Genomic DNA, 23861 nt, shown 5'->3' on the forward strand with positions numbered 1-23861 from the left:
TGAGTTTCACACCTAAAAAAACAATTGAAAGTGGCTAACTGTTACATCAAATAAAACCCCAATTTCTCAGTTAAATTGGGGTTTTTTTCGTTACTCCACTTATGCTCCCAATTATGGAATAAGCTTTTACTATATTTCTATGGGGTACCGCCACATCGCCATCAACTTAAGAAATCTCTTGTTCCCCAAAATGAAAAAATGAACTGAATTTTCGTAGACAACTATAGAGAGATAAAGTGAAACTTCCATTTGAACAAATTTTGATTTTCCATACCGATTACATCCCTTTTTTAGAGTACTAGTATCAATATGTCCAAGATTCAGAGATTAATTGCAATTATCTTGAGGTTTTTGCACCAAAACCAAGCGCTGCTTTTTCCCATTATTGGTGTTTATCGTATAAACATTGTATGAAAGTTTGTTATCCCTATTAAGTAGAAACTTGCTATATAGAATAATTTTTTTATATGATAAAGTAGACTTATGTTTAAATAAAAAAAGGAGAGTGACTCGGATGACAAACCAAAATGAAACGAACGCTTTACCGCCAAAAACATGTACGATTGAACGTCTCATCACGATTCAGGAGGACATTGAAAAAGTGCTTGCAGGACAGAAAACGGCTACTCGCCGCAACGGGAGATATGCGGATGTCGGGGAAGTGATGGAGCTTCAAGGTCACCGATATGTTGTGGAGAAGGTCTATTCGCAGTCACTTGGCGAATTGACTGATGAGCATGCCCATCAAGAAGGCTATGCGAATGTGGAGGAATATAAGCAATCTATCCTGTCTCTTCACCCTGGCATGCCGTGGCTGCCAAAGATGAGAGTTTGGGTTCATGAGTTCCGTCCCATCGAAGGTTAATGTGATATAAGGATGGACATGTTGTATCGACTTCTTCTGTATGTACATATTTTCAGTGTAATCTTATCCATCGGCCCGTTTTTTGTATTGCTTCCGCTCATCAAAAAACTGCGGGCTTCAGAGGCCCGAACACAGCAGGCTTATCTGGATGTATTCCGATTTTCGGTCAGGCTGGCCAAGCATGCCGGGCATGTGCTGGTTGCATCCGGGGTTCTGCTTGTACTGGCGGGCCCTTGGACTTGGAAGACCCCTTGGATAGTGATGACCCTTATTCTCATGGCGAGTTCATTATTTTTCCTGGCCCGCGCCTTTTCGCCGACCATTCGGAAATTCAGTGAAACCGGCCAAGACAAGGACGCCTTGATTCAATTGTTGCGGCGTTCTGTTTGGATTTACATTGTTCTTTTAATGGCGATGTTATGGTTCATGGTGACAAAGCCTGCGTTGTGGCAGGGGTGATAGATCTAGGGCGGATAGCGGCTTTGTGTGATTGCCGTTTGAATTCGCCGGGCGGCATGGAATAAGGACAAGCCTACTATGTAAAATAAAGAAATTGCAATAGCTATCCTCTCTTACAAAAACAAGAGGTTCTATATAATGTTACATATTATATAAATATTGGTACACCGCTTAATGAAAGTGGTGTACTTTTTTAATTTTATAGACCTCTGCATGACCTCATTTACAACAACAACACATCCTCATGAAAAGCACATTTACAGCAACAATTACTTTAGTTATAAACGGTACGACTTTATTTCAAATCTACATCAAACTTTATTCCAAACCAATAACTGACTAAATAACCAGGTAATAAATTCTATAAAACTCAGATATTATTATTTACAATTATTTCCTTTAGGTGTAAAATTACACTAAATTTATTATCATAAAGGGGAGATAGTTATCAAGCTGTTAGGGATATTTTTAACTGTAATCGGAACAGTTTCTTCTATCTTTGGATTGATACCAGTAATACTTATATATCCATACAAGCATTGGAATTATACTTCTGAATATTGGGAATTTATCTTGTTTCAAGACGTGAACAGAATATATTGGCAGATAGGAATGCTTCTATTTTTAGTTGGTGTGTACTTGCTTTATAGAACAAGGAAAAATAATTAAATAAACAACCTTTTTGTTAACATAACATCTCACTCTAGATTTTTTGATTGTTCCGATATCGCTACAATCAAAAGACAACATTGCGATGTCAGCATATGGAATCGCAAGCCATCTAAGGATAGCTGATGCTCACAAGCACAAAAATCGAAAAATGATTCGCAAGCATAAAAAAAGAAAGATAACTTTCGTCACCTTCCTTTTTTATGCTATAAATTTTTTTTCATACTAAACTCATGCTTCATTGCAGTATACCTAATCATTGTCACTCGACAAATATGTAGCATAACTAACAAATAAAAAGGCTATCACATGTTAATCATGACTAATATGTGATAGTCTTTTTATTTTATGAATTTTTATAATTTAGGTCTTGATAACTCAAGGAACCACTTTTCGTTTCCTAACGTACGTGATTTGAGTGTAATTGTATCCTTGAAATAAAGTTTGATTAAATTAACCTAATAAACCTTGATAAAAGAGGCAAATAGAAAAAGTGTGTTTTGAAAAAAAGATTGATCAAAACACGCTTTTTCTATATTCAATTGACTCATCCTTTTATAAAAAAGTTTGATAATTTTTTGTTATCCTTGCTCAATTAAAGCGCCCGTTAACGGAATAACGAAAATGCTGAATATGTAAAATAACTTAGTAATTTATCAAAAGAATTGATCTCGGCATATGGTTTTATTTCAGTATCATTCTTGATCATATAAGGATTGAACCATATGCCCTTTATATTTGCATTTTGACAACCACCAATATCCCTTTCTAGATCGTCTCCAACGAATAATACCGTTTCCGGTTGCACATTAAGCTTATTTAATGCTAATTCAAATATGCGTTTGTCAGGTTTACTAAATCCCACTTCTTCAGAAATAATTATTATATCAAAAAAACTATTTAAATTAGTGTTCATTATTTTAGCTTTTTGTCTCTGAGTTGAACCGTTTGTAATAATTGCAACTTTAACATGCTTCTTTATAGTGTTTATGATATTAATAGTATTTTGGTCTATAGAAAAACAATGTGGAAAATTATTATTCCAAAAATCCTGAATGTCATTGCTTGGCAATCTATATTTTGGTGGAAATTCATCAAAAAATGATTCCAAAACTTTTACTTTGTCACTGTAGCCATAGCTTCTTTTATCATATTCCTTGAATTTCTGCAACATTTCGTTTTTTACTGAATGTTGTTTAACATCCCCATAACACTTATCTAAAATAATTGAAAACAATTTATCTACTGCCTTATCCCTATCAAGTAAGGTATCATCTAAATCAAATATCATTGCTTTATAACCACTCAAACAACTTCACAGCCTTTCTCACATTATATAAATAATCCCTAGTCATTCTTGCCCAGTTACTGAATGTTGTACGTAGGTGGTATTGGACATCACCATAAGGTGTCACACTGCGTCCCCCACGGTTATAAAAAAACATGATACTTCTGCTTGGCGTAGAAAAATCAGGGGTTTAACTTCCCAAAAACGTCTTAGTGTATAATCGCGTTTTGTCGGCAGTGCCCCTATATAACTTATCTACTTAATATTCTAAATTCCCTATGACTACCAAAAACTCCTTCCTGTTCTTTTGCCACGTTAACTTAATACATTTTTTCATATTCTTCACGATCAATTAAATATGGTATTCCACAATATGGCCCGATTGTTGAACAAGAAAAAACCCTGCATATTCACACAGGATTTTTAATCAAACTTTATTATAAATGATCAATCTTTATTATAAATAATCGAACTTTGTTTTAAATGATCTATCTTTTTTATAAAACAACAGTAATCAATAGGATTTCTTACTACAACAATTATGAAAATGTTGTTGTAGTAAATGAGGTCATTTGTAGTACAAAAAAAGATAGAACATGCCGAATTTCTATACCTGTATTTATTCTTCTTTTTTTCGATATAATGTGCCACATTATATCTTTGTCTTTGATAATTCTAATCTTGTTTGTGATTTATTGAATCTAAATAAAAAAAACTGGCTTGTCCTTATTGTAGTTACGCTTTGAAGAGGTGATGGAATAGCCTTTTACGATCTGGGCCTATTACCCCAAAGCAAGGTTTTTGCCTGAGTTGCTCAGTTTTATCATTTTGAGGTAGTTTATTTTTGTTAGGTTGATGGGCATGTACCGCTAACAAAACGAAGAAACCTAGCAACTGCATAAAAAAGTAGAGATTTGTGCAGCTGCTTATTCAATTATCTGGGCCTTTAGTGGAGTAACTTTATTGCTACTCAACAATTCCTTAATCCGCCTTTCAGTTCAGATCTTCTTTTCACTTTTCACTATAAAAACACCCCTTTAGATAAACACCATGACTTTATTTAAAAGCGACATTTAGTTCAATTTTCGATTCGGCTTTCCATATCTCACTAAAACGTGCCACAATAGTTTTAATTCCTGAAGCACCTCCTTATAAGTTCCGCGATCACTCCAAGATACTGGATTTCGTTTCAAGTCCATTACAGCAGATCCAATTATGTTCGCATCAATAAAATCATTTCGTGCAATACGTCTTGCCAAGGAAGGCATTGTTGGACCTCTAAAATCCGCAGGAACCTCGTCTACCATAAGTACAAAGCCCATGTGCCAATTAAGATTAATAGAATACTTAAGGCATATTTGTTCTAAGGTTCTCCCTACTTGAGTGTCCTTGAATGAAGGATCTGCAACAAGCGCTTCCACGTCTTCTTTAAGAGAAATATCCCCATGAACCTGTGCTTCAATATAGTGGTTAAGATTGCGGTTTGGCTCTTTGTTTGCTAGGTCCGTAAACGGCCTTTCCAAATTAACCAGCAAATGATTGATTAATCTTGCTGGCGTCAAATTTCTTTCACCGATTGCAAAATCTCTTAAGAACGCCTCTTCCAAGAGAGCAGCCAAAATGATGTCAAACTCTTCATAAGTCCCCTTTTCTTTTGGGTCTTGATGCGAATCCAAATACGTGTATGTGGAACGATGAGAAACCTCAGGGGATAATAGAAAATAGCATGACCCAAAACGTGGAGCAGGCCCATCTGAATGTAACATCAAATTTAGTGCCCCATATTTAGGCCGTTGGTTATTAGTTGTGCACTCCAGTTGATATGCTCCTCCAAAAATTCTTTTCTCCCAGAGGTCGCGTTCACCACCAGGGTAAGCGGAGACGCTGCCGTTAGATAATAATGTTTCAAACTGGCTCTTATATATTCCCTGCTCAAGCAGTGCTTCAGCAACGCTTTTCATAGTCGAATCTGGTCTATCTGGATGAAAATGTAGACCAATCTTTGCGTGAGACTTTAAATTAGCAACAGCATTCTCAAAAATTTCATCCGAGATATTAGACATTTTAAGTATGTGATTAATTGTTGCTTTAGCCTCATGTTTATAGTTCCTTGCATACTTTGTAATATGCTCCAAAGCCAATAGTTGAGACCTTGATAATTCCATGCATAGATCTCCCCTTTCAATAAATTCCCTTAGTATAATTTGTTATCCTTGTATTTCAAATGAAGTTTGATTCACAATCTGTTCCCCAAGCCATAGATTTAAAAGTACTTAGCTAAATTTCAATATGAGATTGAACGAATCCTTCTGAAAAGTATTTCGACTTATTCTTTACTGAACATTTCAAGTGTTTATGAATGGAAAAATATGAATTATTATTCATGTGGATACACCAACATCGTGTGATATTCACAGTGCTGGTAATATCTTCAACAAACATCTGTATATTGACTTTTATGCATAACTTAACTATGATTAAATATCAAACAGACAGTATTTTCTAAAAATTCTATATTTTACAGTTAAGGAGGTGAAATAATTAGGAAATAATGTAACGAACATCTAAATATTATGTTACATTTTCAATTTTCTAGCTTACTTAGAAAGCGGGGAGAAAAGATTGAATTTCTTATAGGTTCAACACTTTGCGGAATATCACTAATCATAACCACGTTACTTCACTTTTTGGATGAAGCATACAAAATTTAAAAGAAGTTATTATTTTTGAATTACATAAAGAATGTTTCGTTTTATCAATTGTTGTTTTACTTACTTGTTTCGTTTCAATGTGAATAAATCTACTACAGCTGCGCTAACATATCCATGAAAATAAGGGGGCACATGATGAAGAATAAATATAGATATTTTATCATTTTAATGATTGTTCTCATGACTGTTATTAATTATATAGATAGAGGTGCACTTTCATATGCACAATCTGCGATTATAAAAGAATTCCACTTAAATCCTGTAAGTTGGGGGGCAATTCTCGGCTACTTTGGATATGGATACATCTTTGGTGCCTTATTTGGCGGAGCACTTGCGGATAAAAAGGGACCGAAATTTATGTGGATTCTTGCTGGTGCTAGCTGGTCAATCTTTGAATTAGGAACAATATTTGCTGGGCAAGTAGGCGCTGCGCTATTTGGTGGTTCAGCATTAGCTGGTTTCGCTGTGTTTAGAGTATTATTTGGTTTTGCGGAAGGTCCTACATTCTCAACGATGAATCGAACAATGGCTAACTGGGTTTCGCCAAAGGAAAAAGGCTTCGCTGTAGCACTTGGATTAATCGGAACACCAGTAGGTGCTCTCGTTACTGCACCAATTGTTGTTGGTCTTCTCTCTGTTACCAACTGGAAGATCACGTTCATTATTTTAGGTATAGTAGGATTGCTATGGACAATCGTATGGTCTAAAGTCTTTACGGATTTGCCTGAAAATCATCCAAAGGTTTCAGAAATAGAACTGCAAGAAATTCGAAATACGGATAGCTTACTTGTTGGTGAAAGTCAATTCGAAAACAATCATCAAATACATACACCTTGGTACCATTTTTTCAAAAACCCTACCTTAGTCATGAATGCCATTGGGTATTTTGCGTTTTTATATGTGAATATTTTACTATTGACCTGGACTCCTAAATATTTGCAAGATGAATTTGGATTTTCATTAGCCTCGCTTGGTTATTTAGGAATGATTCCATGGGTTGGTGCTATTTTTACAGGATTATTAGGCGGGAAAATTTCAGATAAAATACGTGAAAAAACGGGGAATCTACGTCTTGCAAGATCTTGGTTTACAGTCGCTTCTTTATTTTGTACAGCTATCTGTTTTATGCTCATTCCGACTGTCAAGAGTCCTGCAATGGTACTCACCTTAATGTGCATAGGGAATGCATTCAATTACTTACCGAACTCGATTTACTGGACGGTTGTATTAGATACTGAGCCAAATAAAGCGGGCACATTTGGCGGCGTAACTCATTTCATTGCAAATCTCGCTACGATCATTGCTCCAACTTTAACAGGCAGCCTTGTTGTCAAACATGGATATCAAGCAATGTTTATTGCTGCTGCAATTGCAGTCATAATAGGCATGATAGCCATGGTTTTTGTGAAACCAGGGAAACAAAACTCTTCATTAAGAGATTCTAAAGTTGTTCATAGTCAAAAAGCATAATGTCAATTGTTTTGATATCGACATATGGAATCGCGATCCATCTAAAAGTATTTGTTGATCACGAATACATCGCTTGAAATATGATTTAATGAAACAAAAGGCACCCATTTTGATCTAAGTAGTTCAGATAACCTGGCGAAAATTAAAATCAACATTTTATTTTACAATCTAAAAAACAATAAAAATTGCATTAAAATTAGAAGTAAATTTATCACATAAAAAAAACACTTGGTAATCTCCAAGTGTTTTTTATCGGGGTTATTTTTTATTTTCCGACCGATCTTTACTTAAAAAATGCCGATTTTCACTAAATCATTACTTTGCAAATCTACAAATACAAATCTCTGTTTTGTAATGAAAAGTGACTTTTCCATCTTGTTGATATTTCAAGAACAGATGATGAATCTCTTGAAGAAATTCATCATAATTACTATCTAATTTAGATGGTGTGTAGGATAACGACAGTGCATTCCCAATTAAACCTTCCTCCGTTACTGATTGCCAATTATCATAATATATTTTTATATAATCTTGTCCGAAAAAATCAAACTTCTCTTTATCAGGGTCAAAATTGGAAATTCCAGCTGTTGTTTTAATTTTATACTTGTAGACAGTATTTATATATTCTTTTGCAAATCCACTGTCTTTCTGCATGTCGTTCCATAAAATAATAACATAGCCATCTTCTTTCAAAATCCGTTGGAATTCTGCTTTGCACAATTGTTTATCGAACCAGTGGAATGCCTGTGCAATCGTAATTACATCTATACTATGTTCTTTTAATTGAGTTTTTTCAGCAGGTGCATTGATATATTCAATATTTCTATTAGTTGAACAATATCGCTTGCACTCATTAAGCATCTCTTCATTTGGCTCAACCGCCAAAACTTTGCAACCTAACCCGCATAACATATGAGTAAGTAGCCCTGTTCCTGCACCAATATCAGCGATTATAGACTGTTTTCCAATTCCAAGTTCTTTCATTTTATTTATAACTTCTTCTGGATAAGTCGGCCTACCAATCGCATATTCTTTCGTTTTATTATTAAATTCAGTCCTCATAATAAATCTCCTAATTTCCCCATATTTAATTTAAGCACAAACAATAAGAAAGATAGCATTACTATAAATGTGATGCTAGCTAGTTCCAATAATTATAATATTTTACTCGCTTTTAATTCTTCCATTGTAAATAAAGATAGTAATTCTAAGTCCGCACTTTTTAGATTTTCTTTTGAGGTTGGAGTTCTTTCGATAACACATAGGACATTCTGTACTTTGGCCCCATATTGTTTAAGATCCTCAGCACTTAGTTTTATTTGTCCCCCTGTTGTTACAACATCTTCAACGATACATACATTTTTATTTTCTATAGAAATTCCTTCTGCTAATTTACATGTTCCGTATTCTTTTGCCTTTTTTCTTACATATACGGCAGGTATACCTGTTTTTAAAGATAATGCTGTAGCTATTGGAATACCACCCATTTCTAAACCTGCTAAAACTTCTGTATCACTTGGGATTAGCTCCGACAAATATTCAGCAATATTTCGAAGAAGCTCTGGATTTGATTCAAATAAGTATTTATCAAAGTATTCATTTGAAACTGTTCCAGATCTTAACTTGAACTCTCCTTCAATATGTGAAATATCATAAATTTTTTTCGCTAATAATTCCTTTTCCATAATATACTCCCCTTTACATATGATGAATAAATTAATATAACATGAAAGAACTTTAGGTATTTTCTATATCGTCTATTATCTAATTTATCATATTTCAATTTTTCTGTTAATTCTCATTATTAGATTTATCATGTTACTTATCTTATTTTTGTCTTCAGATTATCGCGATAATCTGAAGACAAACTTCTAATTTTAACAAATGGAACCGCAAATCTAAAAAGAAATACAAAATATTCTAGAATCATATTTACTCTTCATCTAATCCTTATCCCTTTGACATGGAGACTTCTTCTTTATTATTAAATCATTCATCACTGCGATTGAATAATACATAAAAAAAAGATTGATAAAAAGAAGCTTTGTTAGATTTACATAACGTAACATTTGAGTAAAAGTAAAATAATTAAACGACAAAGAGCCATTGCGGAGCGATTATGCTTTGCAGGGACTTTTTTATGTTTTCAAAATATAATATTCCAATTTTAATAGATAATAAAAAAGAAATGTAAGATAATTTTTGGGTTTGCTATACTATTCTAGATTTGTCTGTTTTCCCCCCTGAAAGTTTTTATCGTTATATTCGTAACAATAAAAACTTTCAGGGGGGAATGACAAGTCGCAATTTTATAGCTGCAGGAGGCTACATACATATGGGTACGATGCGAAAAATTTCGATGCAAGCGATGATGCTTGTAGTCATGGTTATGATGAGCGTGGTGTTTAGTAAAGAAGTAGGTGCGGAAACAGAACATATTAATTGGATTAAAAGCGTTCATGTAACGCCAAACGAGGTGCCTTTTGGTAAAGAAATCAACGTTCAAATTAGTGTGGAGGTAAATGAAGAAATCGTAAAACCCAAAGAAGGTGAAGTACTTCAGGTAGAATATATTCTTCCATCTTTAAATGAAGAGGACAAAGAACAATATCAAATTATATACTTACACTATAATGAACAAACCAAAAGGTATGAGACTATTTATAGAAGTGAATTCAATTACGGACAAATCGGTACGTGGGAAATTCATAGGATTTCTCCTTGGTATAAATCATTAGCGGCATATAATTCTAATGTATATGAAGAAATCAAGCTTGCAGATTATGAGAGTTTGGAAGATTTAAGTGATGGTGACATTACATTACAAGCTCCTCCAGTTGGTTGGAATTATATAGCGTTGAATGGGGCAAGCCATTGGTATTATGTTGATGCTAAAACATTAGAACTTGCTACTGGCTGGTTGTACGAAGGCAGAAAATGGTATTACTTAGATGAATATACAGGACAAATGAAAACGGGCTGGACACTAGTGAATGAAAAGTGGTACTACCTTCAAGATAACGGTGAGATGTTGACCGGTTGGAAACTGATAAATGGAAAATGGTATTACTTAAAAGACAATGGAGAGATGGCAATAGGCCGGACAGGGGTAAATGGAAAAAGTTATTACTTTAAAGACAACGGTGAAATGGCAATAGGTTGGGTAAATAATGGAATAGGTTGGATTTATCTAGAGAATAACGGAGAAGCAAAAACAGGCTGGTTATATGAAAATGGAAAGTGGTATTACATAGATGGTGGAAATATGCAAACAAGTTGGATATATATAAATGGGTATTTTTACCACCTCGAACAGAGTGGCGAAATGACGACAGGTTGGGCATTGTTAGGAAAAAATTGGTATAAGTTTAACGAAGATGGAACAAGCGTGACAAACTGGAATCGTGTGAAAACAGGTTGGAAAATAGAAGACGGTAAACGATATTATTTAGATCGTAATGGTGTAAAAGTAACAGGCTGGGTACAAGATAGTGGAAAATGGTATTACTTAAATGATAATGGTGCAGTAGCAAGCTGGTTATCTCTTCAAGATAAGAAGTATTATTTAAAAAGAGATGGTTCAATGGCAACGGGCTGGCTTGAGTTGAAAGATACTTGGTATTATTTTAATGAAGATGGCTCAATGGTAAAAGGGTGGAAAGAAATAAATGGTACATGGTACTACTTGGATACATCTACTGGAGGAATGGTTAGGAATACTTGGTTAAATGGTTACTGGGTAGATGGAAATGGTGCTTGGATACCAACAAGATAATTATATAATATAAAAAAGTACAAACCTCACTCAGAAGGTTTGTACTTTTTTTATTGAGAAATAACATGGCCGACAAGTGATATCGGCCTCGTTTTTTGAAAAGTCATAATCCATGTTATCGGAAACCATACTGATTACGTAGTCCAGTATAGTTTCCCTTTTTTACCTTCGGTAAATCGTAATCCAATTTTCTGTAAAACCTTAATAGACGGATGATTATCTGGGGAACATGTAGCTACAATTTTCTTAACACCTGTTTGAGCAAGTCCCCATTGAACAAGTGCCTTTCCCATTTCACTAGCATAACCTTTTCCCCTTTGATCGGGTACTATGCTATACCCTATGTTTATAGCTCCTTCCTCATTAGGACTACCCTTGAACCCCATGTCACCTATAATTGTGTTCGTTTCTTTATGTATGATTAGTCCTTCCCACTTATTTTCTATCGGTGTTTCTTTAAACTTATTAATCTTATAAGGAAAGAATTGTTGATATTCTGGTAAAGGCCACTCGGAATGAATATTGAACGAAAACTCCTTCGAAAAAGCATCTTTGTCGATTAGTACCTTTTCCATCATTTCAATTGTAAATGTAGTCATAATGAGACGACTTGTATGTAGTTCTGGCATATTCATTTCTCCTTCTTTAAGATAACCTTCGTTCTCGGAAATTAATATATGTTCTGACACTAACACCTTTTCTTGATATTATTACGTTCCCTCAAATGCATAGAAAGCTAGTGTTTTTGTACATATACTCGTTTCACTTATTTAGTTCAAGTGCTCAATACAATTCATTCCATTTTGTAACTGATTAAGTGATGGCATAAATACAAGTGTTAGTTAGTTTCCTTCCATCTGCGGATAAATCTTCATTTTTTAGTATCCCCTCTAACTCAAATCCTAACTTCTCAGGGATGGAGCGACTTTTTATGTTTGCGGATTCACACCTAATTTCAATTCTTTTAAATTGAATTTGGTTTAATCCAAAATTAGTTAATTCTTTTACGGCTTCTATCATATATCCATTCCCGCCAAATTTTGTATGGATCCAGTAACCAATTTCACATTTAGGAATGTCCCAGTTTATTCCCTGAAGACTTGCTGTTCCAATGAAATCATTGGTATTTTTATGAAAAATAAGAAAACGAAAACTCTCTCTTTTTAAAAACTTTATATGTGCTTCTCTCAGGTTCATTTCTGTTTCTTCAACAGCAGGAATGTTTTGTGCAAAGGGTAACCATGCTTTTAACTCATTAAAGGAGTCTTTTATCGCTGCATTTACAATACTTCCGTCCCCAGATTGTAAGGGTGCTCGTAGTATGAGTCTTTCTGTTTCTATTTGAGGTGGAACATTTAATAATATTGGATTCATTACAATACGCCCCCATTGATAAACTATTTTTCTAATTTTGATTATCATCTAAACAATAAAAAAAGCTCCCACCCCCAAGATAACTATCTTGAGGACGAGAGCTGTAGCTTTCGTGGTACCACCTCAGTTCGTTGATGTATCACTACATCAACCTCTTCGGGTACAGATTATACCCTATCCTTATATCGGAAGAATCCGTCTTGCAATCCCTAATTTTTTAATTAGCTTGGCAAGAAGCTCCGAGGCTTTCTTCATTAAGTAGATTATTACTCCCTTTCAGCTTAGAAGGAGCTCTCTGTAAACAATCAAACCTTAACTACTCTTCTCTTCAGCGCTTGTATTTTTTCAATTTTGTAATATATTATCACCATTTTGTGAATTTGTAAACAATTCCAACTATTCGTTTTATATCATTTCGAATTGAAAGTCTAATTTACATAGTAATTTAAATTCTCCGCAAAACAAATGCTCATTGATACATTCGCTTTTGAATCTTCTCTTGTACCACAAGTGGCAACTAACACTGTGTCCAGAGATGCCCCTTATCTCGAATTGATGTTTTTGTTTGCTTTCGTCCTTTCTGTCACTAAACTTTTTTTAGTGAAAAGTCATGTTTTTTCTAATATCAAACATATGAAAACACGACCGACAAGTAAAATCGACCGTGTTTTTTGTAAAGTTATAATCATTATTTTCAAAGACTGTTTTCGTAATGTTTATTGTTCTTTATAGAGGTTTTTACAATTTTACAAATAATATATAATAATATATATATTAAAACTTCTTTATAAGAGGTGGTGTTGTGGTGAAAGTAAATAAGTTAGGAGCAGTTATATCTATTTTCATACCCATATTATTAACTTTACTTATTATCAATTTTGTATATGAAATGATTCCAACTCCCTTTCAAGGACTCCCTATTTTCTTGCCTTTGTTTTTTTGTCCAATCGGAATTCTCTTAGCATGTATCTCCTTTAAAGCGGACAAAAATGGATGGTCAAAAATTGGATTAATATTAAATACTGTACTCTTTTTTACGCCTTTTATCTGGATGATCGGGGGGACCGCTCTCTTTGGAGTATGATTAAATGGAAAATGAGATAATATGAAATTATTAAATGGCCAAAAATCATTATTCTTTCTAAGTACCATTACAACTGTTGCGTTTTTTTCCTACTTGGTATTGGTATTCGGATTGAATGTTCTTATCGTTATTTTGGCTTTCCATCTCAACGATTAGGATATTATAGGGAAAACAATTCAGTTTTGAAGTGTTAGGCTTATTACTACATTTTGTTGTCCTCCATTTCGCTTTTGTTGAATTAAATAAGTTGCTAAAGATGATCGTAAAATAAAATGTTTTTTATATTAAATTTGCTTCACCTATATTTTCGTTACAATGTGAGCTCTATTTCTTAAATGATTAATTTGTATGATAAGAAAGCGCGGCCGACAAGAAATATCGGTCGTGTTTTTTTGTAAAGTTATAACGTATCTTACACAATTTTAGTGATATTGGACCATCACGAAGGATAAGATGCCATTTGACGCTAAAAATAAAGCATATGTGAATGAAAACCCCAGGGAGTCCGTGCATTGATTATGAACAACAGTAAAAGTTTATGTCAGTGAAGATCTGTCTTTCATCTACGCTTGTTTATTCCCTCTTGAAATTCACTTTCAATTTTCCTGTTGATTCTTTGTACAAATATCGCTAACAATAAACCAAGACAGAAGGAACCCATAGCCACTGAAAGCAGGGAGAATTCGACAACCCACTTCCTTATCAAAAAATAAATCCCCACTAGCACATAGATACAGATTGTAAATTTGAGAAACGGAATCTTATACAAGAAGTATTGCAGAAAAAAACCGACTGGTATTGCAAACATGAACAAGAATACCGCATAAATACTTAAAATGAATAGGATATCTATGTATCTCCACCTCCAAAAGGAAACAGTAATCTCCCCGCAAAGAGCTACTATCCAATTTTGTCCTACAAACTTTATTTACTGTAATTTTTAAAAGAAAAGTAATATGGTCGTTAACGCTATGCCAATACATACATACAAATCTTGTTTCCATGTACTCTTTGCAAACAAACTCCACTTTCTTCTACCAAGAAAACTCAATGTTCTGGCAGTTAGAAACATGAATACAACTAAACTGCAAAACATGATTGCTTTGCCCATGTTTACTTATCTCCTTTTTTGTTCTATTTTACCATATATAGGAAGATGAAATGTGGAATAATTTGTTTTTATTCATGTAACGTATGAAACTGATGCTGCCTCTCCTCCCGTACCACAAGTAGATTGGAAAGGAAGTCATTCAATTTCAAAAACTAGAACCCAATATACCCCGCTTTATCCGAAAAAAATCCAAACAAATTAACATCGAATATTAAATATTATTTCTCCTGGAATATATTCCGAAAACTCTATTTTGAAAACACGGCTGACAAGTAAAAATCGGCTGTGTTTTTTATAAAGTCATAACTTTTTTTATCAGCAGTCAACATATCTGGAATCCAATATAAAACTCCTTCATTTTAAAATTGAGAGAGTCTTATAAACAACTAAATATCTATTTCATAGGGGTTACTATCTCTTCTTTGTTTGTTACTTCAAAAAAAAAACTCGTAATTGAGTGGTATCCTACTACAAAGGTCTTCTTCTTATCCATTGCGTCGCAACCCATTTTTCACCTTTGCTAACAGGTGCACCGCCATGTAAAGTGAGCTTGTTTAATGATGCATCCTGATAAAAATATTCGAAATATACCGCCATTCCTTTTTTCGGAGATACAGAAAGGTTGAGTTTTGGAAAGAAAGTCTCTCCGCCTTCTTCTACATGATTTAAATACATAACAAGGGTACTAATACGATTGTTATTTGCTGCCGCACTGTTTTCTGCAAAAAAATCATAATGCGCTTTATATTCTTGGCCAACTGTATACTTTAGAATATGTAACCCTTCTCCATGTTCAACAGGAACATTCATGATCGAAGCGATTCGTCTTTCGATTCTAGTAACGGCCTCACTTTCTTCTAAAAATGTACCACTACTCGTCCGAATATCATTTGTTTTGCGCGAAACACCAATTTTAGAACGTTTCATTTTATTTTTAGACATTTCAATTAACATTTCACACTCTTCATCGCTTAATACATTCGCTAACACGACAATAAGAGGCTCTTCTAATCTTGAAATAATTTGGATTTCTCTATCTTCTGTTACAATTGTGTTTCCAATGTGGTTAAAAATCGTTAGTTCCTTATTTTCAACTGTTTGATTTTCCGCTGTCATGTTCCCCATCTCCCTTAAAAATGATTGGATATTATGAATATATCATATTTTTCTTTCTATTCACTCTTTTAGGAAAATTAATACAATGACTATTCCGTTGTATTTTAACTATTGTCATAAAAAACCTCGATTCACTTTGGAATCGAGGTTCATAATTTTTCTCTCTATCGCTTATTGTGTTAGGAAAATTGGGTTTCTAAATCAGAAGACCTACACTAGCAAAAACCGCATTCTCGGGGGAATTTGGAGTCAAAATGGGCATACCTCTAGATGATTAATAAAGTAAAAGCTTACAAATCTGAATAATCCAGTACACAACTTGCACAATCGTTAGCCAAAACGCCGCTGTTGTTGTGGGATAAATTTGGTTCTTCTTAGGAGGCGTCTATTTTGTCTCCTTTTTCTGTTTTGCTTTGCACTTACATACCCCCATTTTGCTCTTGTTTTGTCTATTCATGTTGATACCCCTTCCTCAATTCTTGTGATTGGAAATGAATTAAAGTTCTTATGAGGCGAAAGTGATGGTAATAAAACAAAACGAAATTAAAGTAGTAGTTAGAGCTGGAGCATTTAACAATAATCCAGGTTGGATTCAAACTCAAGAAGATGAACTTAACTTATTAGTTGAAACTACCTGGGAAGATTTATTACAACGAATGGATGCGAACGATGGTGTTATTTTCCGTTCAAAAAGGTATGATTCTAGAAATCAAGGAGATAAACTTGGTTTTCCATCGCTAATTGTTGATGCGATTAAACGGTAAATAATTCAACTAACGCATGCGTTAGTTCTATAAGTTCATGAGTCGCAAATGCGGCTTTTTTTGTTTGTGCTGTAATTATTGCGGTAAAGATTTCTCCATTTTTTTCATTATCATAAATTATACTTTTCGACATAAAAAAGACTTCTATTAAACTGTAAAATTTAATAGAAGTCTTTTGTTGGTATTTTTCTCTTTGTTCAATTTTATAATTTGCTAGTATCTTATAATGTCGAATGTATTTTTTTCGTCTTCGGATTTACAGCATACCATCCCAATGTAGCTGTATGGTCTGGGTGAGATTCATACACATGGATGACATAATTACCATTTTCGTCGTCATGATCATATTCTACTGCCACACTTGCTGGTACATTATATTGAATACGTACAAGATTTACAGCTTCTTCTTTTGTTAAAATACCTGTATTTCCGCTTGTATCTTGCTGTTTCTTATTTTCTTCTTTTGCTTTCTGTTCAGCCTGTTCTTTTTCTGCTTTCTCTTTTCTTGCCTTTTCTTGTTCATCTTCATGCTGTTTTTTCGCTGTAACTGCTTCATTCATTAAAGTTGTTGCTTCTTTTACAAGTTGTTGTGGTTCTTTTCTTTCGGCTACTGTTTTGAAAGTTTGATAGGCTTCATCATATTTTTGTTGACCTAACAAATCTTTTCCTGATTGAATTTCTTTCTTTGCTGATTCCATTTGTTCTTGTGAATCCTTAGCAGTTTTGATGATTTTATCTGCTTGTTCTTTTGCAGATTTGTATATTTTATCATCCGTTTTTTCTTTAGTAACTTTTTCAGCGTTTGCAATTGCCACTTCGTATTTTTCATCTTTTAATGCAGAAGCGCTATCTTGCATATCATTTGCTAATCGAATGTATTTCTGGATTTCGTCTGTTGATTTTTCTTTTGCTGCTTTTTCGAAAGAATTCACAGCATCTGCATATTCACCTTTTTCTATTGCCTTTCCACCTAAATCAATTTGCTCATCATATACTTTCGAGCTACAACCACTTGCTACAATTAACAAGCCTAAAACCATCGCCATAACTTTTTTCACATGTATAACCCCTTTCACAATCTATATTTTATTTTATTTAGATATATATAGCAATGAGAAAAACTCCAGCTCATCGGTATTTTAAACCACGAATGAGTTAGAGTTTTTGGTCTTTTATTCGCAAATTTCTCGTTCATCGAGTGAATCGATAACGCAGTCTTTATGTTTAAGAAGCTCATCTTTAGATAAGTAGCCAGCTCTCTTACCAAGTTCCATTAGTCTGTTAGGTGTGTTTTGTTTTTCTAGGAATATCATTGCTCCAGCACACATTTTATTGCGTTTGTAATCAGCTGTGAATTCGCCTGTATCTTCGTTCGTTTGGTTTGTATAGTCAATGGTTTTATAACAAAAGAACATTTTATTGCTGTGTAATTCATTTACGATATAAGGCAATCTATCTTTAGATAGTTTCATTCATTTTTATTTTGATCTTCAGTTTCAGGCGATAATCCAGAGACAAGATTCCGATATTGATATATGAAATCGCAAGCCATCTAAGGATATCCGACTACAACAAGCAAAACGATCCAAAAATGATTCGCAATTATAAAAAGGAAGATGACTTGTGTCATCTTCCTTTTTGGGTAAAAATCAATTCTTATACAAAATATTGTTCATTGAGAACTATGGGCAGTTACAAAAATAACCGTTACTACGAAATCCACAAACCCGCATCATTAGATGGCGGTTTTTTTATTTGTTACAAAAAATAGTGTTACTGGAATTTTTTCAATTTTTAATATATGTGACAAAAATAAGTGTTACTAACACAACCTAATCATTCCACATTCAATTACATTTGCATAAACATACGTATTACAAAAATATAAAAAGCTCACCATTGATGCTATTATTTATTTAAGATAAAAATTAATACGATAGTTTGGGCTACCGTGTTATTCTTAATTCCACTTCTTCTCTTTTCTATATTCTTCCCTTTCTATTGGTGATAAAACTTTTGCAATGTTAGGACGTTTAAATGGCGATAATAAAATTTTGTCAAAATAATCTTCCTCATAGAAAACGTTCCACGGAAAAAGTCCGTAATAAGCATTTGCTAACTCAAGAAGAATACCGTCACTATAACTCATTGAACCAGTAACATCCAATCCACGATGTTGCCAAGGAACCTTCTCTACATCAATCCTTACATCTGCATTGCCAATCACCTTCCAATCACCCTTGTCTAATGAACTAGAGAGTAATGTTAATACGGAGATAAAAGAATGATTTGAAACCTTTTCTACAGTTGGAATAGTCTCTGTATTTAAATCAAATAGCCCACAAACGGGACTACCAAAAGGTTTCCATAATACTTGTCCAAACCCATATGTACCATTACTAAGATTAAGCAAAAATATGTCTCCCACTTTCCACTTTTGTTTTTTAGGGCGTTTGTGAGAAAGGAGCTTCTGTTCGGTTTCTGTCATTTCTTCTTCTGAAATCGTAACATTAATAAATCCATTAATAATTACAGCGATCTTAAGTATAGTAAGAGCATTAGTAGTACGAATTACTACCTCACTTGAATCTTGACCAAAATCGATACGCTTGTATAAATCTTTTTCTATCTCGTTTCTAAGCATTTTACGAAACTGTTTTAATGCATCGTAGTTTGTTTCACCTTTTAATATCCCTGCTAAGTCTTCGACAATAAAAAAGTATGAGGATGTTGCATCTGGAAGAAAAATATCTATTTTACCTAATCGGACAGTCATATCTAATTCACCTCCCCAAAAAATAATATATATACTTATTTTCTTTAAAAGTTAACATGTAGTACCTTTTAGACACAAAAAAAGCAATGATATTTTTTGGGAGAAAACTTGTTCTAACCAAGGAATGATTTTCACTCCTTTGTCTATCCGTTTTTACATTATCCATTTAAATAAGCATCCCAATTATAATCATTAATTTTATAAAATTCTCCTTTATCATTTCTTTCGTATGCACATAAAGGCGGTTCTTGAATAAATTCTAAAATGGAATCGTCCATATTCAGGATTACTCCAATAGAAATAATATGAAAGTTTTCAGGATCACATAGATAGTCATCATCTTCATAGCCACTTAATATTGACCAACCAGAGTCGCCTTCTTCTCTTGAACTATCTCTAAGCATAAAGTTAAATTCTCTTTTTTCAAGAACATCATCACTAACAGTTACCTGAGTGTCAAAATAAAAATCCCAATCACATGAAGTTGAGTCCTCATATTCCGTATCGCATATGTTTTCAACTCCAAATGAAATTTCATCGCCTCTTTTTAACGATAAACGATAGGGTTCATTGTCCAGGTTCCCTACAAATTTCTTCTCGTTTATTTGGGTGATTTCAACCCACATTCTTTCAGCACTAAATCCATCATCTTCTTCTGTCTTAGTTACGAAGATTAACTTTACCAAATCCCCAACTTTTAATTTGTCCAATACCTCTGAACTAGGAACGTAAAATGTATATGGCGATTCTTTGTTTAGCTCGTAAACATTATCTAAATACCAGGACATCCTTTTTGTCTCCCCTCGAAATTGCAAAAATTAAATTTTATTTATTTGTTTGTTTATTGTATAAAACTTTTACGCCATGGTAAACAGTACTTGGATCATACCACCATCCTTTATTATTACATTTTTCACAGCGACTACTGTAACACCCCGTTGCATCTTCTCCAACTCTTCCTTACAATTAAATGAGAACATACGTTCTTTCATCTCATTTCATAGGAGGAGTACCATGTCCCAGCAACATCGAAACACAGCGGGTGTACAAGCGTATAACCGAAAGAAAAGTTTAGAAGCAGCCGCTCGTGTCCATCACGCCATTCAAGGATTGTTTCGAGAAAATCGTGCCGTTAACTTTCATGCGGTCTCCGTACGCTCTGGTGTTTCCAAGTCCTATCTGTACCGCAACGAAGAGTTGTTTCAGCAAATCGATAGCCTGCGAAAACAACAGTACGATTACGATTCACCCCTCGATGAATACAGTCTTATCGAAGAACAATATCGCACGCAAATTCGAAAATTTCTTCAAAAAATAAAAGTTCTCGAAGAACAAAATGCACATTTGATGACGCCCTTGTATCAAACATACGAAAACACGCCCGACAAATAATGTGCCGTGTTTTTTGATAAATCATAATTAGCGTTATCGAAAATCATTTGATTTTTTCTAGTTTCGAGATAGTTTGTTTTAATTCCTCACAAACCTCTTCGTCATACTCCTTTAATAACCTATTATGTAATATAGGCAAAACTGATTTATCACCAATCTTGCTTAATGCGTAAACTGCATATCCTCGAATTTCATCGTTTGAATCGTCAATACAGGTCAATAAAGAACTAACTAATCTTACATCTGGAAAGTATTTAGCTAATTCTGTTCCCCAATATTTTCTCCCTTCATGTTTATCCTGCATGGCTCTAATTAAGTGTGGAACTACCTCATCATTACTAAATTCACGTAGTACACATGTTGCATGTTCGTATACACCATAACAATCATCTAAACTAAAGGTCATCATGATAGGTTCTATACAGCTCGGATGGGGATTGTCCTCGAAGTATGTAATTGCGCTTGCATACTCATCTATCATTTCTTCAGTTAAATCCTCGTCATCAGGCATAGGAGAGTATTTCTTAAGTACCTGAAGTGCTTGTTCTCGATTCATTAAATTCCCCCCTATTGTGTCCATATTTCCCGTTATCGGAAGTTTAAATTAATCTCCTAATGCATATACCAAACAATCATTTTTTAATGCTTCTACACATAAAGCAAATAACTCTTTAGAAAACTGTGCAATATCAAGTTCATTATAATTTTTTATAAGAATTTCACATATTCTTTTCAGCCGCTTTACTTCATGTACATTAAACTGTTTATTGTCATAAGGATCCAAATGAATTAGCAAGTTTAAATTATGACGAACGTCTTTTGCGTTTTTCCAAAGATAATCATGCACTTCATCTTCCAGATAAACCCCATATTTAGCATGATCAACTTCTTCTCTAGTATTAGCTATGTAAAATGTTACTGACACGGTTTATGCCTCACTTAATGATTTATGATATTTTATCGAGAGTTAACAGGGCCTATGTTTTAAAGTTCCATGAAGAGTCTTTTCCATTTTTGTGCTATTTCACTATCTGTATTTATGCCCTTTGGATCTATAAAGATTTCCCATTGCCAGATCTCAGCCCCAATTAAATGCAAATCAGTAAACTTTTCAATAAATTTGATAAAATTATCTGCTACATAAGTGACTGAATCTTCTTCGTGATCCCAGTAGATAACAGCTGCATCTTCGCTATTAGAATTCAAGTCTAAAGCAAGATAATCACCGTTAGTAACGGTATAGAACGCTAATTTTTGTCGTAAATTCTCACCATAATTATCCCCTACATCCTTTAAGCTATCTGCAACTTCTGTTAAATCCTCAATCGAATCTAAATTCCAACATAGTTCACCTGCAAAGATAGCATCGAATTCAACTGGTATAGAAAGTTTATCTGGAAAGGACCATCGAAGCTCTACTTGCTTTGAAAAATTCACCAAAACCTCTTTGAAGCTAACAGGAAGAGAATAACCTAATTGTTGCTCTATTAATTTAATTTCTTCTTCTGTTGCTGATTTTTCAACAACGAAAGATTCAATCTCCCCTTTAATTTTTTCTATTTGATGAAACGTTTCGTTCCAGTTATTAATCCATTTTTGACTGTTCAACATAGCTGGTCCTTTCTTTATTATGTATTTATAAGATTAGATTATCATGGTAAAGCTTCCTTGTATTAAAGTTTTTAATGAATACTCTATATATGTGAAGTTATGAAAGTGTGATTCAACACTACATAGGAAAAAATATTAGACTGCTTTAAAAAATCGTAGACCGAAAAGGTGTTTTCTAGACGCAAAAACACCTTTTGTTCACAATAAATAACGTTATTAGAAGTAACTATTTACTCTTTTTTTGTACATCTAACCATTCCCAATATGATTCATACAACTTATCGTGTAAAAACAGTTCCTCTTCTTCCTCATCTTCTTGTTTTTCCTCTAGTTTTAAACCAACCCATACCTCTTCCATATTTGCTATGGTCGGATCACTTACTCCATCAAGTAAACTTAAAGCATCATGGAACGCACCCATAATGTTATAACGCACTATTTTTTCAATTGCAGTAATGCTTTCAGGTGTAAAAGATTGAGATTGTAAAGCTTCAAATTCTTCTTTTGTTAGATTAAACTCTTCCCACATTAATTCTTTTGATGGATTTGTTAATTGGTTTCCAACCATCGAGTATTCTTTAATAATGTTATGTAATTCCAATAAAAAGGCCTGTTTGGCATCCATTGTTAATACTCCCTTATAGAAAGACTTATTATATTAACTTTAACTGATTCTTTGTCCATAAATGATTGCATATCCTATTCATACGAAGTTTACATGCCATCTTATTATCGGAGGTAACTTGATTATCCTTGATTCTATACATCTTGTGATAAGCTTATCATTATACATTTTTATAAAGTTCTTTTATATACTCACCTAATTTTTCTGGTTGATTATTACAATCTTCTATAATTTGAATAAAAACATTGTAAAAATCAATTTCTTGTAATTGCTTGCCGAATTTATTAATAAGATACATTTTATTGTCTTTTATACCTAACCAATCGCCTGTTGAAAAATTTCTCCCAATTACAAAAAAACGTTTTGTAATCTTTTTTGGTGCATTCTTGTTTTCTTCTATCACGTCATCTGCTAAAAACGGCTTTTCTTTCCAAGATACACCTTTCCACAATCTAGTTGGTAAACCATAGAATACGCCATATCCTAATCCTAATGAAAAACCATTACATATTTTCACTAAATTTTTATAGACAAGAGGTAATTTCATATTATTTTTTCTCTCTATCTCACTGATAAAATCATCATTTACTCCTTTAAAAAAGGCATATACAACATTGTCTGGAAAAACAATATCCTTATTATTTTTTAGTTCTTGCGATACATATATAAGTGTTAATCCAGTGAGTTTAAAATTTTCAATGGGTCCTTGAAATTCATTGACTTTATCTAAGAGTTTTTCTATCACCATATCAACATGTTCATCTCCTCTAA

25 protein-coding genes and 1 other annotated feature are annotated in these 23861 nt (G+C 33.6%); of the genes, 7 read left to right on the forward strand and 18 right to left on the reverse strand.

The genetic code is table 11. The features are described from left to right. Positions 1 to 514 precede the first annotated feature (514 nt). Positions 515 to 865, forward strand: coding sequence for an ASCH domain-containing protein (locus WAX78_RS14970; protein ID WP_336481367.1), 351 nt, complete (start codon positions 515 to 517; stop codon positions 863 to 865). 18 nt (positions 866 to 883) lie between these two features. Next, positions 884 to 1324 carry a DUF2269 family protein gene (locus WAX78_RS14975; protein WP_230577047.1) on the forward strand — a complete coding sequence of 147 codons (441 nt, stop codon included), beginning with the start codon at positions 884 to 886 and terminating at the stop codon, positions 1322 to 1324. 1276 nt (positions 1325 to 2600) lie between these two features. Here WAX78_RS14975 and WAX78_RS14980 read toward each other — a convergent pair. Together WAX78_RS14980 and WAX78_RS14985 are read right to left on the reverse strand one after the other, a co-directional pair. After that, the gene (locus WAX78_RS14980; protein ID WP_336481368.1) at positions 2601 to 3284 is read right to left on the reverse strand and encodes an HAD family hydrolase; all 684 of its coding nucleotides are present in this window, start codon (positions 3282 to 3284) and stop codon (positions 2601 to 2603) included. Positions 3285 to 4354: 1070 nt separating this feature from the next. Further along, positions 4355 to 5446: a DUF3626 domain-containing protein gene (locus WAX78_RS14985; RefSeq protein ID WP_336481133.1), complete on the reverse strand. Its 1092-nt coding sequence runs from the start codon at positions 5444 to 5446 to the stop codon at positions 4355 to 4357. A gap of 681 nt (positions 5447 to 6127) precedes the next feature. Between WAX78_RS14985 and WAX78_RS14990 the strand changes: the two genes are divergently transcribed. After that, on the forward strand, positions 6128 to 7462 hold the full coding sequence (locus WAX78_RS14990) for an MFS transporter (protein ID WP_336481134.1): 1335 nt from the start codon (positions 6128 to 6130) through the stop codon (positions 7460 to 7462). A gap of 315 nt (positions 7463 to 7777) precedes the next feature. Here the strand turns inward: WAX78_RS14990 and WAX78_RS14995 are convergent, their stop codons facing one another. After that, complete coding sequence (locus tag WAX78_RS14995) at positions 7778 to 8524, reverse strand: class I SAM-dependent methyltransferase (RefSeq protein WP_336481135.1); 747 nt, start codon at positions 8522 to 8524, stop codon at positions 7778 to 7780. Between the two features lie 92 nt (positions 8525 to 8616). After that, on the reverse strand, positions 8617 to 9147 hold the full coding sequence (pyrE, locus tag WAX78_RS15000; protein WP_336481136.1) for an orotate phosphoribosyltransferase: 531 nt from the start codon (positions 9145 to 9147) through the stop codon (positions 8617 to 8619). A 650-nt stretch (positions 9148 to 9797) separates the two neighbouring features. Between pyrE and WAX78_RS15005 the strand changes: the two genes are divergently transcribed. Then, positions 9798 to 11237 carry an N-acetylmuramoyl-L-alanine amidase family protein gene (locus WAX78_RS15005; protein ID WP_336481137.1) on the forward strand — a complete coding sequence of 480 codons (1440 nt, stop codon included), beginning with the start codon at positions 9798 to 9800 and terminating at the stop codon, positions 11235 to 11237. 134 nt (positions 11238 to 11371) lie between these two features. Here WAX78_RS15005 and WAX78_RS15010 read toward each other — a convergent pair whose 3' ends face one another. Both WAX78_RS15010 and WAX78_RS15015 read right to left on the reverse strand, forming a co-directional pair. Beyond that, positions 11372 to 11866: a GNAT family N-acetyltransferase gene (locus tag WAX78_RS15010; protein WP_336481138.1), complete on the reverse strand. Its 495-nt coding sequence runs from the start codon at positions 11864 to 11866 to the stop codon at positions 11372 to 11374. A gap of 184 nt (positions 11867 to 12050) precedes the next feature. Continuing rightward, positions 12051 to 12611, reverse strand: coding sequence for a GNAT family N-acetyltransferase (locus WAX78_RS15015; protein WP_336481369.1), 561 nt, complete (start codon positions 12609 to 12611; stop codon positions 12051 to 12053). 87 nt (positions 12612 to 12698) lie between these two features. Continuing rightward, positions 12699 to 12952 (reverse strand) — a binding site (T-box leader). 464 nt (positions 12953 to 13416) lie between these two features. Here WAX78_RS15015 and WAX78_RS15020 point away from each other — a divergent pair. Then, positions 13417 to 13695: a hypothetical protein gene (locus tag WAX78_RS15020; protein ID WP_336481139.1), complete on the forward strand. Its 279-nt coding sequence runs from the start codon at positions 13417 to 13419 to the stop codon at positions 13693 to 13695. 940 nt (positions 13696 to 14635) lie between these two features. On the opposite strand, the gene WAX78_RS15025 is transcribed toward WAX78_RS15020, so the two are convergent. Together WAX78_RS15025 and WAX78_RS15030 are read right to left on the reverse strand one after the other, a co-directional pair. Further along, positions 14636 to 14806, reverse strand: coding sequence for a hypothetical protein (locus tag WAX78_RS15025; protein WP_336481140.1), 171 nt, complete (start codon positions 14804 to 14806; stop codon positions 14636 to 14638). A gap of 468 nt (positions 14807 to 15274) precedes the next feature. Next, on the reverse strand, positions 15275 to 15922 hold the full coding sequence (locus WAX78_RS15030) for a 2OG-Fe(II) oxygenase (RefSeq protein WP_336481141.1): 648 nt from the start codon (positions 15920 to 15922) through the stop codon (positions 15275 to 15277). A 518-nt stretch (positions 15923 to 16440) separates the two neighbouring features. On the opposite strand from WAX78_RS15030, the gene WAX78_RS15035 reads away from it, so the two are divergent. Further along, positions 16441 to 16686, forward strand: a complete 246-nt coding sequence (locus tag WAX78_RS15035) for a hypothetical protein (RefSeq protein ID WP_413789157.1) — start codon at positions 16441 to 16443, stop codon at positions 16684 to 16686. On the opposite strand, the gene WAX78_RS15040 is transcribed toward WAX78_RS15035, so the two are convergent. The 5 genes from WAX78_RS15040 to WAX78_RS15060 all read right to left on the reverse strand — a co-directional run bounded on the left by WAX78_RS15040 (position 16676) and on the right by WAX78_RS15060 (position 20250). Next, on the reverse strand, positions 16676 to 16819 hold the full coding sequence (locus tag WAX78_RS15040; RefSeq protein WP_336481142.1) for a hypothetical protein: 144 nt from the start codon (positions 16817 to 16819) through the stop codon (positions 16676 to 16678). The two genes, WAX78_RS15035 and WAX78_RS15040, sit on opposite strands and share 11 nt — an antisense overlap. A gap of 88 nt (positions 16820 to 16907) precedes the next feature. Continuing rightward, positions 16908 to 17744, reverse strand: coding sequence for a hypothetical protein (locus tag WAX78_RS15045; protein WP_336481143.1), 837 nt, complete (start codon positions 17742 to 17744; stop codon positions 16908 to 16910). A 114-nt stretch (positions 17745 to 17858) separates the two neighbouring features. Continuing rightward, positions 17859 to 18137 (reverse strand): hypothetical protein, encoded by a 279-nt coding sequence (locus WAX78_RS15050; protein ID WP_336481144.1) that lies wholly within the window; start codon positions 18135 to 18137, stop codon positions 17859 to 17861. Between the two features lie 509 nt (positions 18138 to 18646). Further along, positions 18647 to 19462 (reverse strand): Imm26 family immunity protein, encoded by an 816-nt coding sequence (locus tag WAX78_RS15055; RefSeq protein WP_336481145.1) that lies wholly within the window; start codon positions 19460 to 19462, stop codon positions 18647 to 18649. Between the two features lie 158 nt (positions 19463 to 19620). Further along, positions 19621 to 20250, reverse strand: a complete 630-nt coding sequence (locus tag WAX78_RS15060) for an immunity protein Imm33 domain-containing protein (protein ID WP_336481146.1) — start codon at positions 20248 to 20250, stop codon at positions 19621 to 19623. A gap of 226 nt (positions 20251 to 20476) precedes the next feature. On the opposite strand from WAX78_RS15060, the gene WAX78_RS15065 reads away from it, so the two are divergent. Then, complete coding sequence (locus WAX78_RS15065; RefSeq protein WP_336481147.1) at positions 20477 to 20854, forward strand: DUF6262 family protein; 378 nt, start codon at positions 20477 to 20479, stop codon at positions 20852 to 20854. 43 nt (positions 20855 to 20897) lie between these two features. On the opposite strand, the gene WAX78_RS15070 is transcribed toward WAX78_RS15065, so the two are convergent. The 5 genes from WAX78_RS15070 to WAX78_RS15090 form a co-directional block, all read right to left on the reverse strand. Then, complete coding sequence (locus tag WAX78_RS15070) at positions 20898 to 21410, reverse strand: HEAT repeat domain-containing protein (protein WP_336481148.1); 513 nt, start codon at positions 21408 to 21410, stop codon at positions 20898 to 20900. 48 nt (positions 21411 to 21458) lie between these two features. Continuing rightward, positions 21459 to 21779, reverse strand: coding sequence for a hypothetical protein (locus tag WAX78_RS15075; RefSeq protein ID WP_336481149.1), 321 nt, complete (start codon positions 21777 to 21779; stop codon positions 21459 to 21461). Between the two features lie 59 nt (positions 21780 to 21838). Then, complete coding sequence (locus tag WAX78_RS15080) at positions 21839 to 22465, reverse strand: SMI1/KNR4 family protein (RefSeq protein ID WP_336481150.1); 627 nt, start codon at positions 22463 to 22465, stop codon at positions 21839 to 21841. 226 nt (positions 22466 to 22691) lie between these two features. Next, positions 22692 to 23090 (reverse strand): hypothetical protein, encoded by a 399-nt coding sequence (locus tag WAX78_RS15085; protein WP_336481151.1) that lies wholly within the window; start codon positions 23088 to 23090, stop codon positions 22692 to 22694. Positions 23091 to 23250: 160 nt separating this feature from the next. Further along, positions 23251 to 23838, reverse strand: a complete 588-nt coding sequence (locus WAX78_RS15090; protein WP_336481152.1) for an SMI1/KNR4 family protein — start codon at positions 23836 to 23838, stop codon at positions 23251 to 23253. Positions 23839 to 23861 lie beyond the last annotated feature (23 nt).

Source organism: Bacillus yunxiaonensis, from assembly GCF_037104695.1.
Taxonomy (GTDB): domain Bacteria; phylum Bacillota; class Bacilli; order Bacillales; family Bacillaceae_G; genus Bacillus_A; species Bacillus_A yunxiaonensis.

Excerpts from the sequence above, each read along its gene's own strand:
- WAX78_RS14970 (WP_336481367.1), top strand. The coding sequence starts at position 515 with ATGACAAACCAAAATGAAACGAACGCTTTACCGCCAAAAACATGTACG.
- WAX78_RS14975 (WP_230577047.1), top strand. The coding sequence starts at position 884 with ATGTTGTATCGACTTCTTCTGTATGTACATATTTTCAGTGTAATCTTA.
- WAX78_RS14980 (WP_336481368.1), bottom strand. The coding sequence starts at position 3,284 with ATGATATTTGATTTAGATGATACCTTACTTGATAGGGATAAGGCAGTA.
- WAX78_RS14985 (WP_336481133.1), bottom strand. The coding sequence starts at position 5,446 with ATGGAATTATCAAGGTCTCAACTATTGGCTTTGGAGCATATTACAAAG.
- WAX78_RS14990 (WP_336481134.1), top strand. The coding sequence starts at position 6,128 with ATGAAGAATAAATATAGATATTTTATCATTTTAATGATTGTTCTCATG.
- WAX78_RS14995 (WP_336481135.1), bottom strand. The coding sequence starts at position 8,524 with ATGAGGACTGAATTTAATAATAAAACGAAAGAATATGCGATTGGTAGG.
- pyrE (WP_336481136.1), bottom strand. The coding sequence starts at position 9,147 with ATGGAAAAGGAATTATTAGCGAAAAAAATTTATGATATTTCACATATT.
- WAX78_RS15005 (WP_336481137.1), top strand. The coding sequence starts at position 9,798 with ATGGGTACGATGCGAAAAATTTCGATGCAAGCGATGATGCTTGTAGTC.
- WAX78_RS15010 (WP_336481138.1), bottom strand. The coding sequence starts at position 11,866 with ATGCCAGAACTACATACAAGTCGTCTCATTATGACTACATTTACAATT.
- WAX78_RS15015 (WP_336481369.1), bottom strand. The coding sequence starts at position 12,611 with ATGAATCCAATATTATTAAATGTTCCACCTCAAATAGAAACAGAAAGA.
- WAX78_RS15025 (WP_336481140.1), bottom strand. The coding sequence starts at position 14,806 with ATGGGCAAAGCAATCATGTTTTGCAGTTTAGTTGTATTCATGTTTCTA.
- WAX78_RS15030 (WP_336481141.1), bottom strand. The coding sequence starts at position 15,922 with ATGACAGCGGAAAATCAAACAGTTGAAAATAAGGAACTAACGATTTTT.
- WAX78_RS15040 (WP_336481142.1), bottom strand. The coding sequence starts at position 16,819 with ATGTCGAAAAGTATAATTTATGATAATGAAAAAAATGGAGAAATCTTT.
- WAX78_RS15055 (WP_336481145.1), bottom strand. The coding sequence starts at position 19,462 with ATGACTGTCCGATTAGGTAAAATAGATATTTTTCTTCCAGATGCAACA.
- WAX78_RS15060 (WP_336481146.1), bottom strand. The coding sequence starts at position 20,250 with ATGTCCTGGTATTTAGATAATGTTTACGAGCTAAACAAAGAATCGCCA.
- WAX78_RS15065 (WP_336481147.1), top strand. The coding sequence starts at position 20,477 with ATGTCCCAGCAACATCGAAACACAGCGGGTGTACAAGCGTATAACCGA.
- WAX78_RS15070 (WP_336481148.1), bottom strand. The coding sequence starts at position 21,410 with ATGAATCGAGAACAAGCACTTCAGGTACTTAAGAAATACTCTCCTATG.
- WAX78_RS15080 (WP_336481150.1), bottom strand. The coding sequence starts at position 22,465 with ATGTTGAACAGTCAAAAATGGATTAATAACTGGAACGAAACGTTTCAT.
- WAX78_RS15085 (WP_336481151.1), bottom strand. The coding sequence starts at position 23,090 with ATGGATGCCAAACAGGCCTTTTTATTGGAATTACATAACATTATTAAA.
- WAX78_RS15090 (WP_336481152.1), bottom strand. The coding sequence starts at position 23,838 with ATGGTGATAGAAAAACTCTTAGATAAAGTCAATGAATTTCAAGGACCC.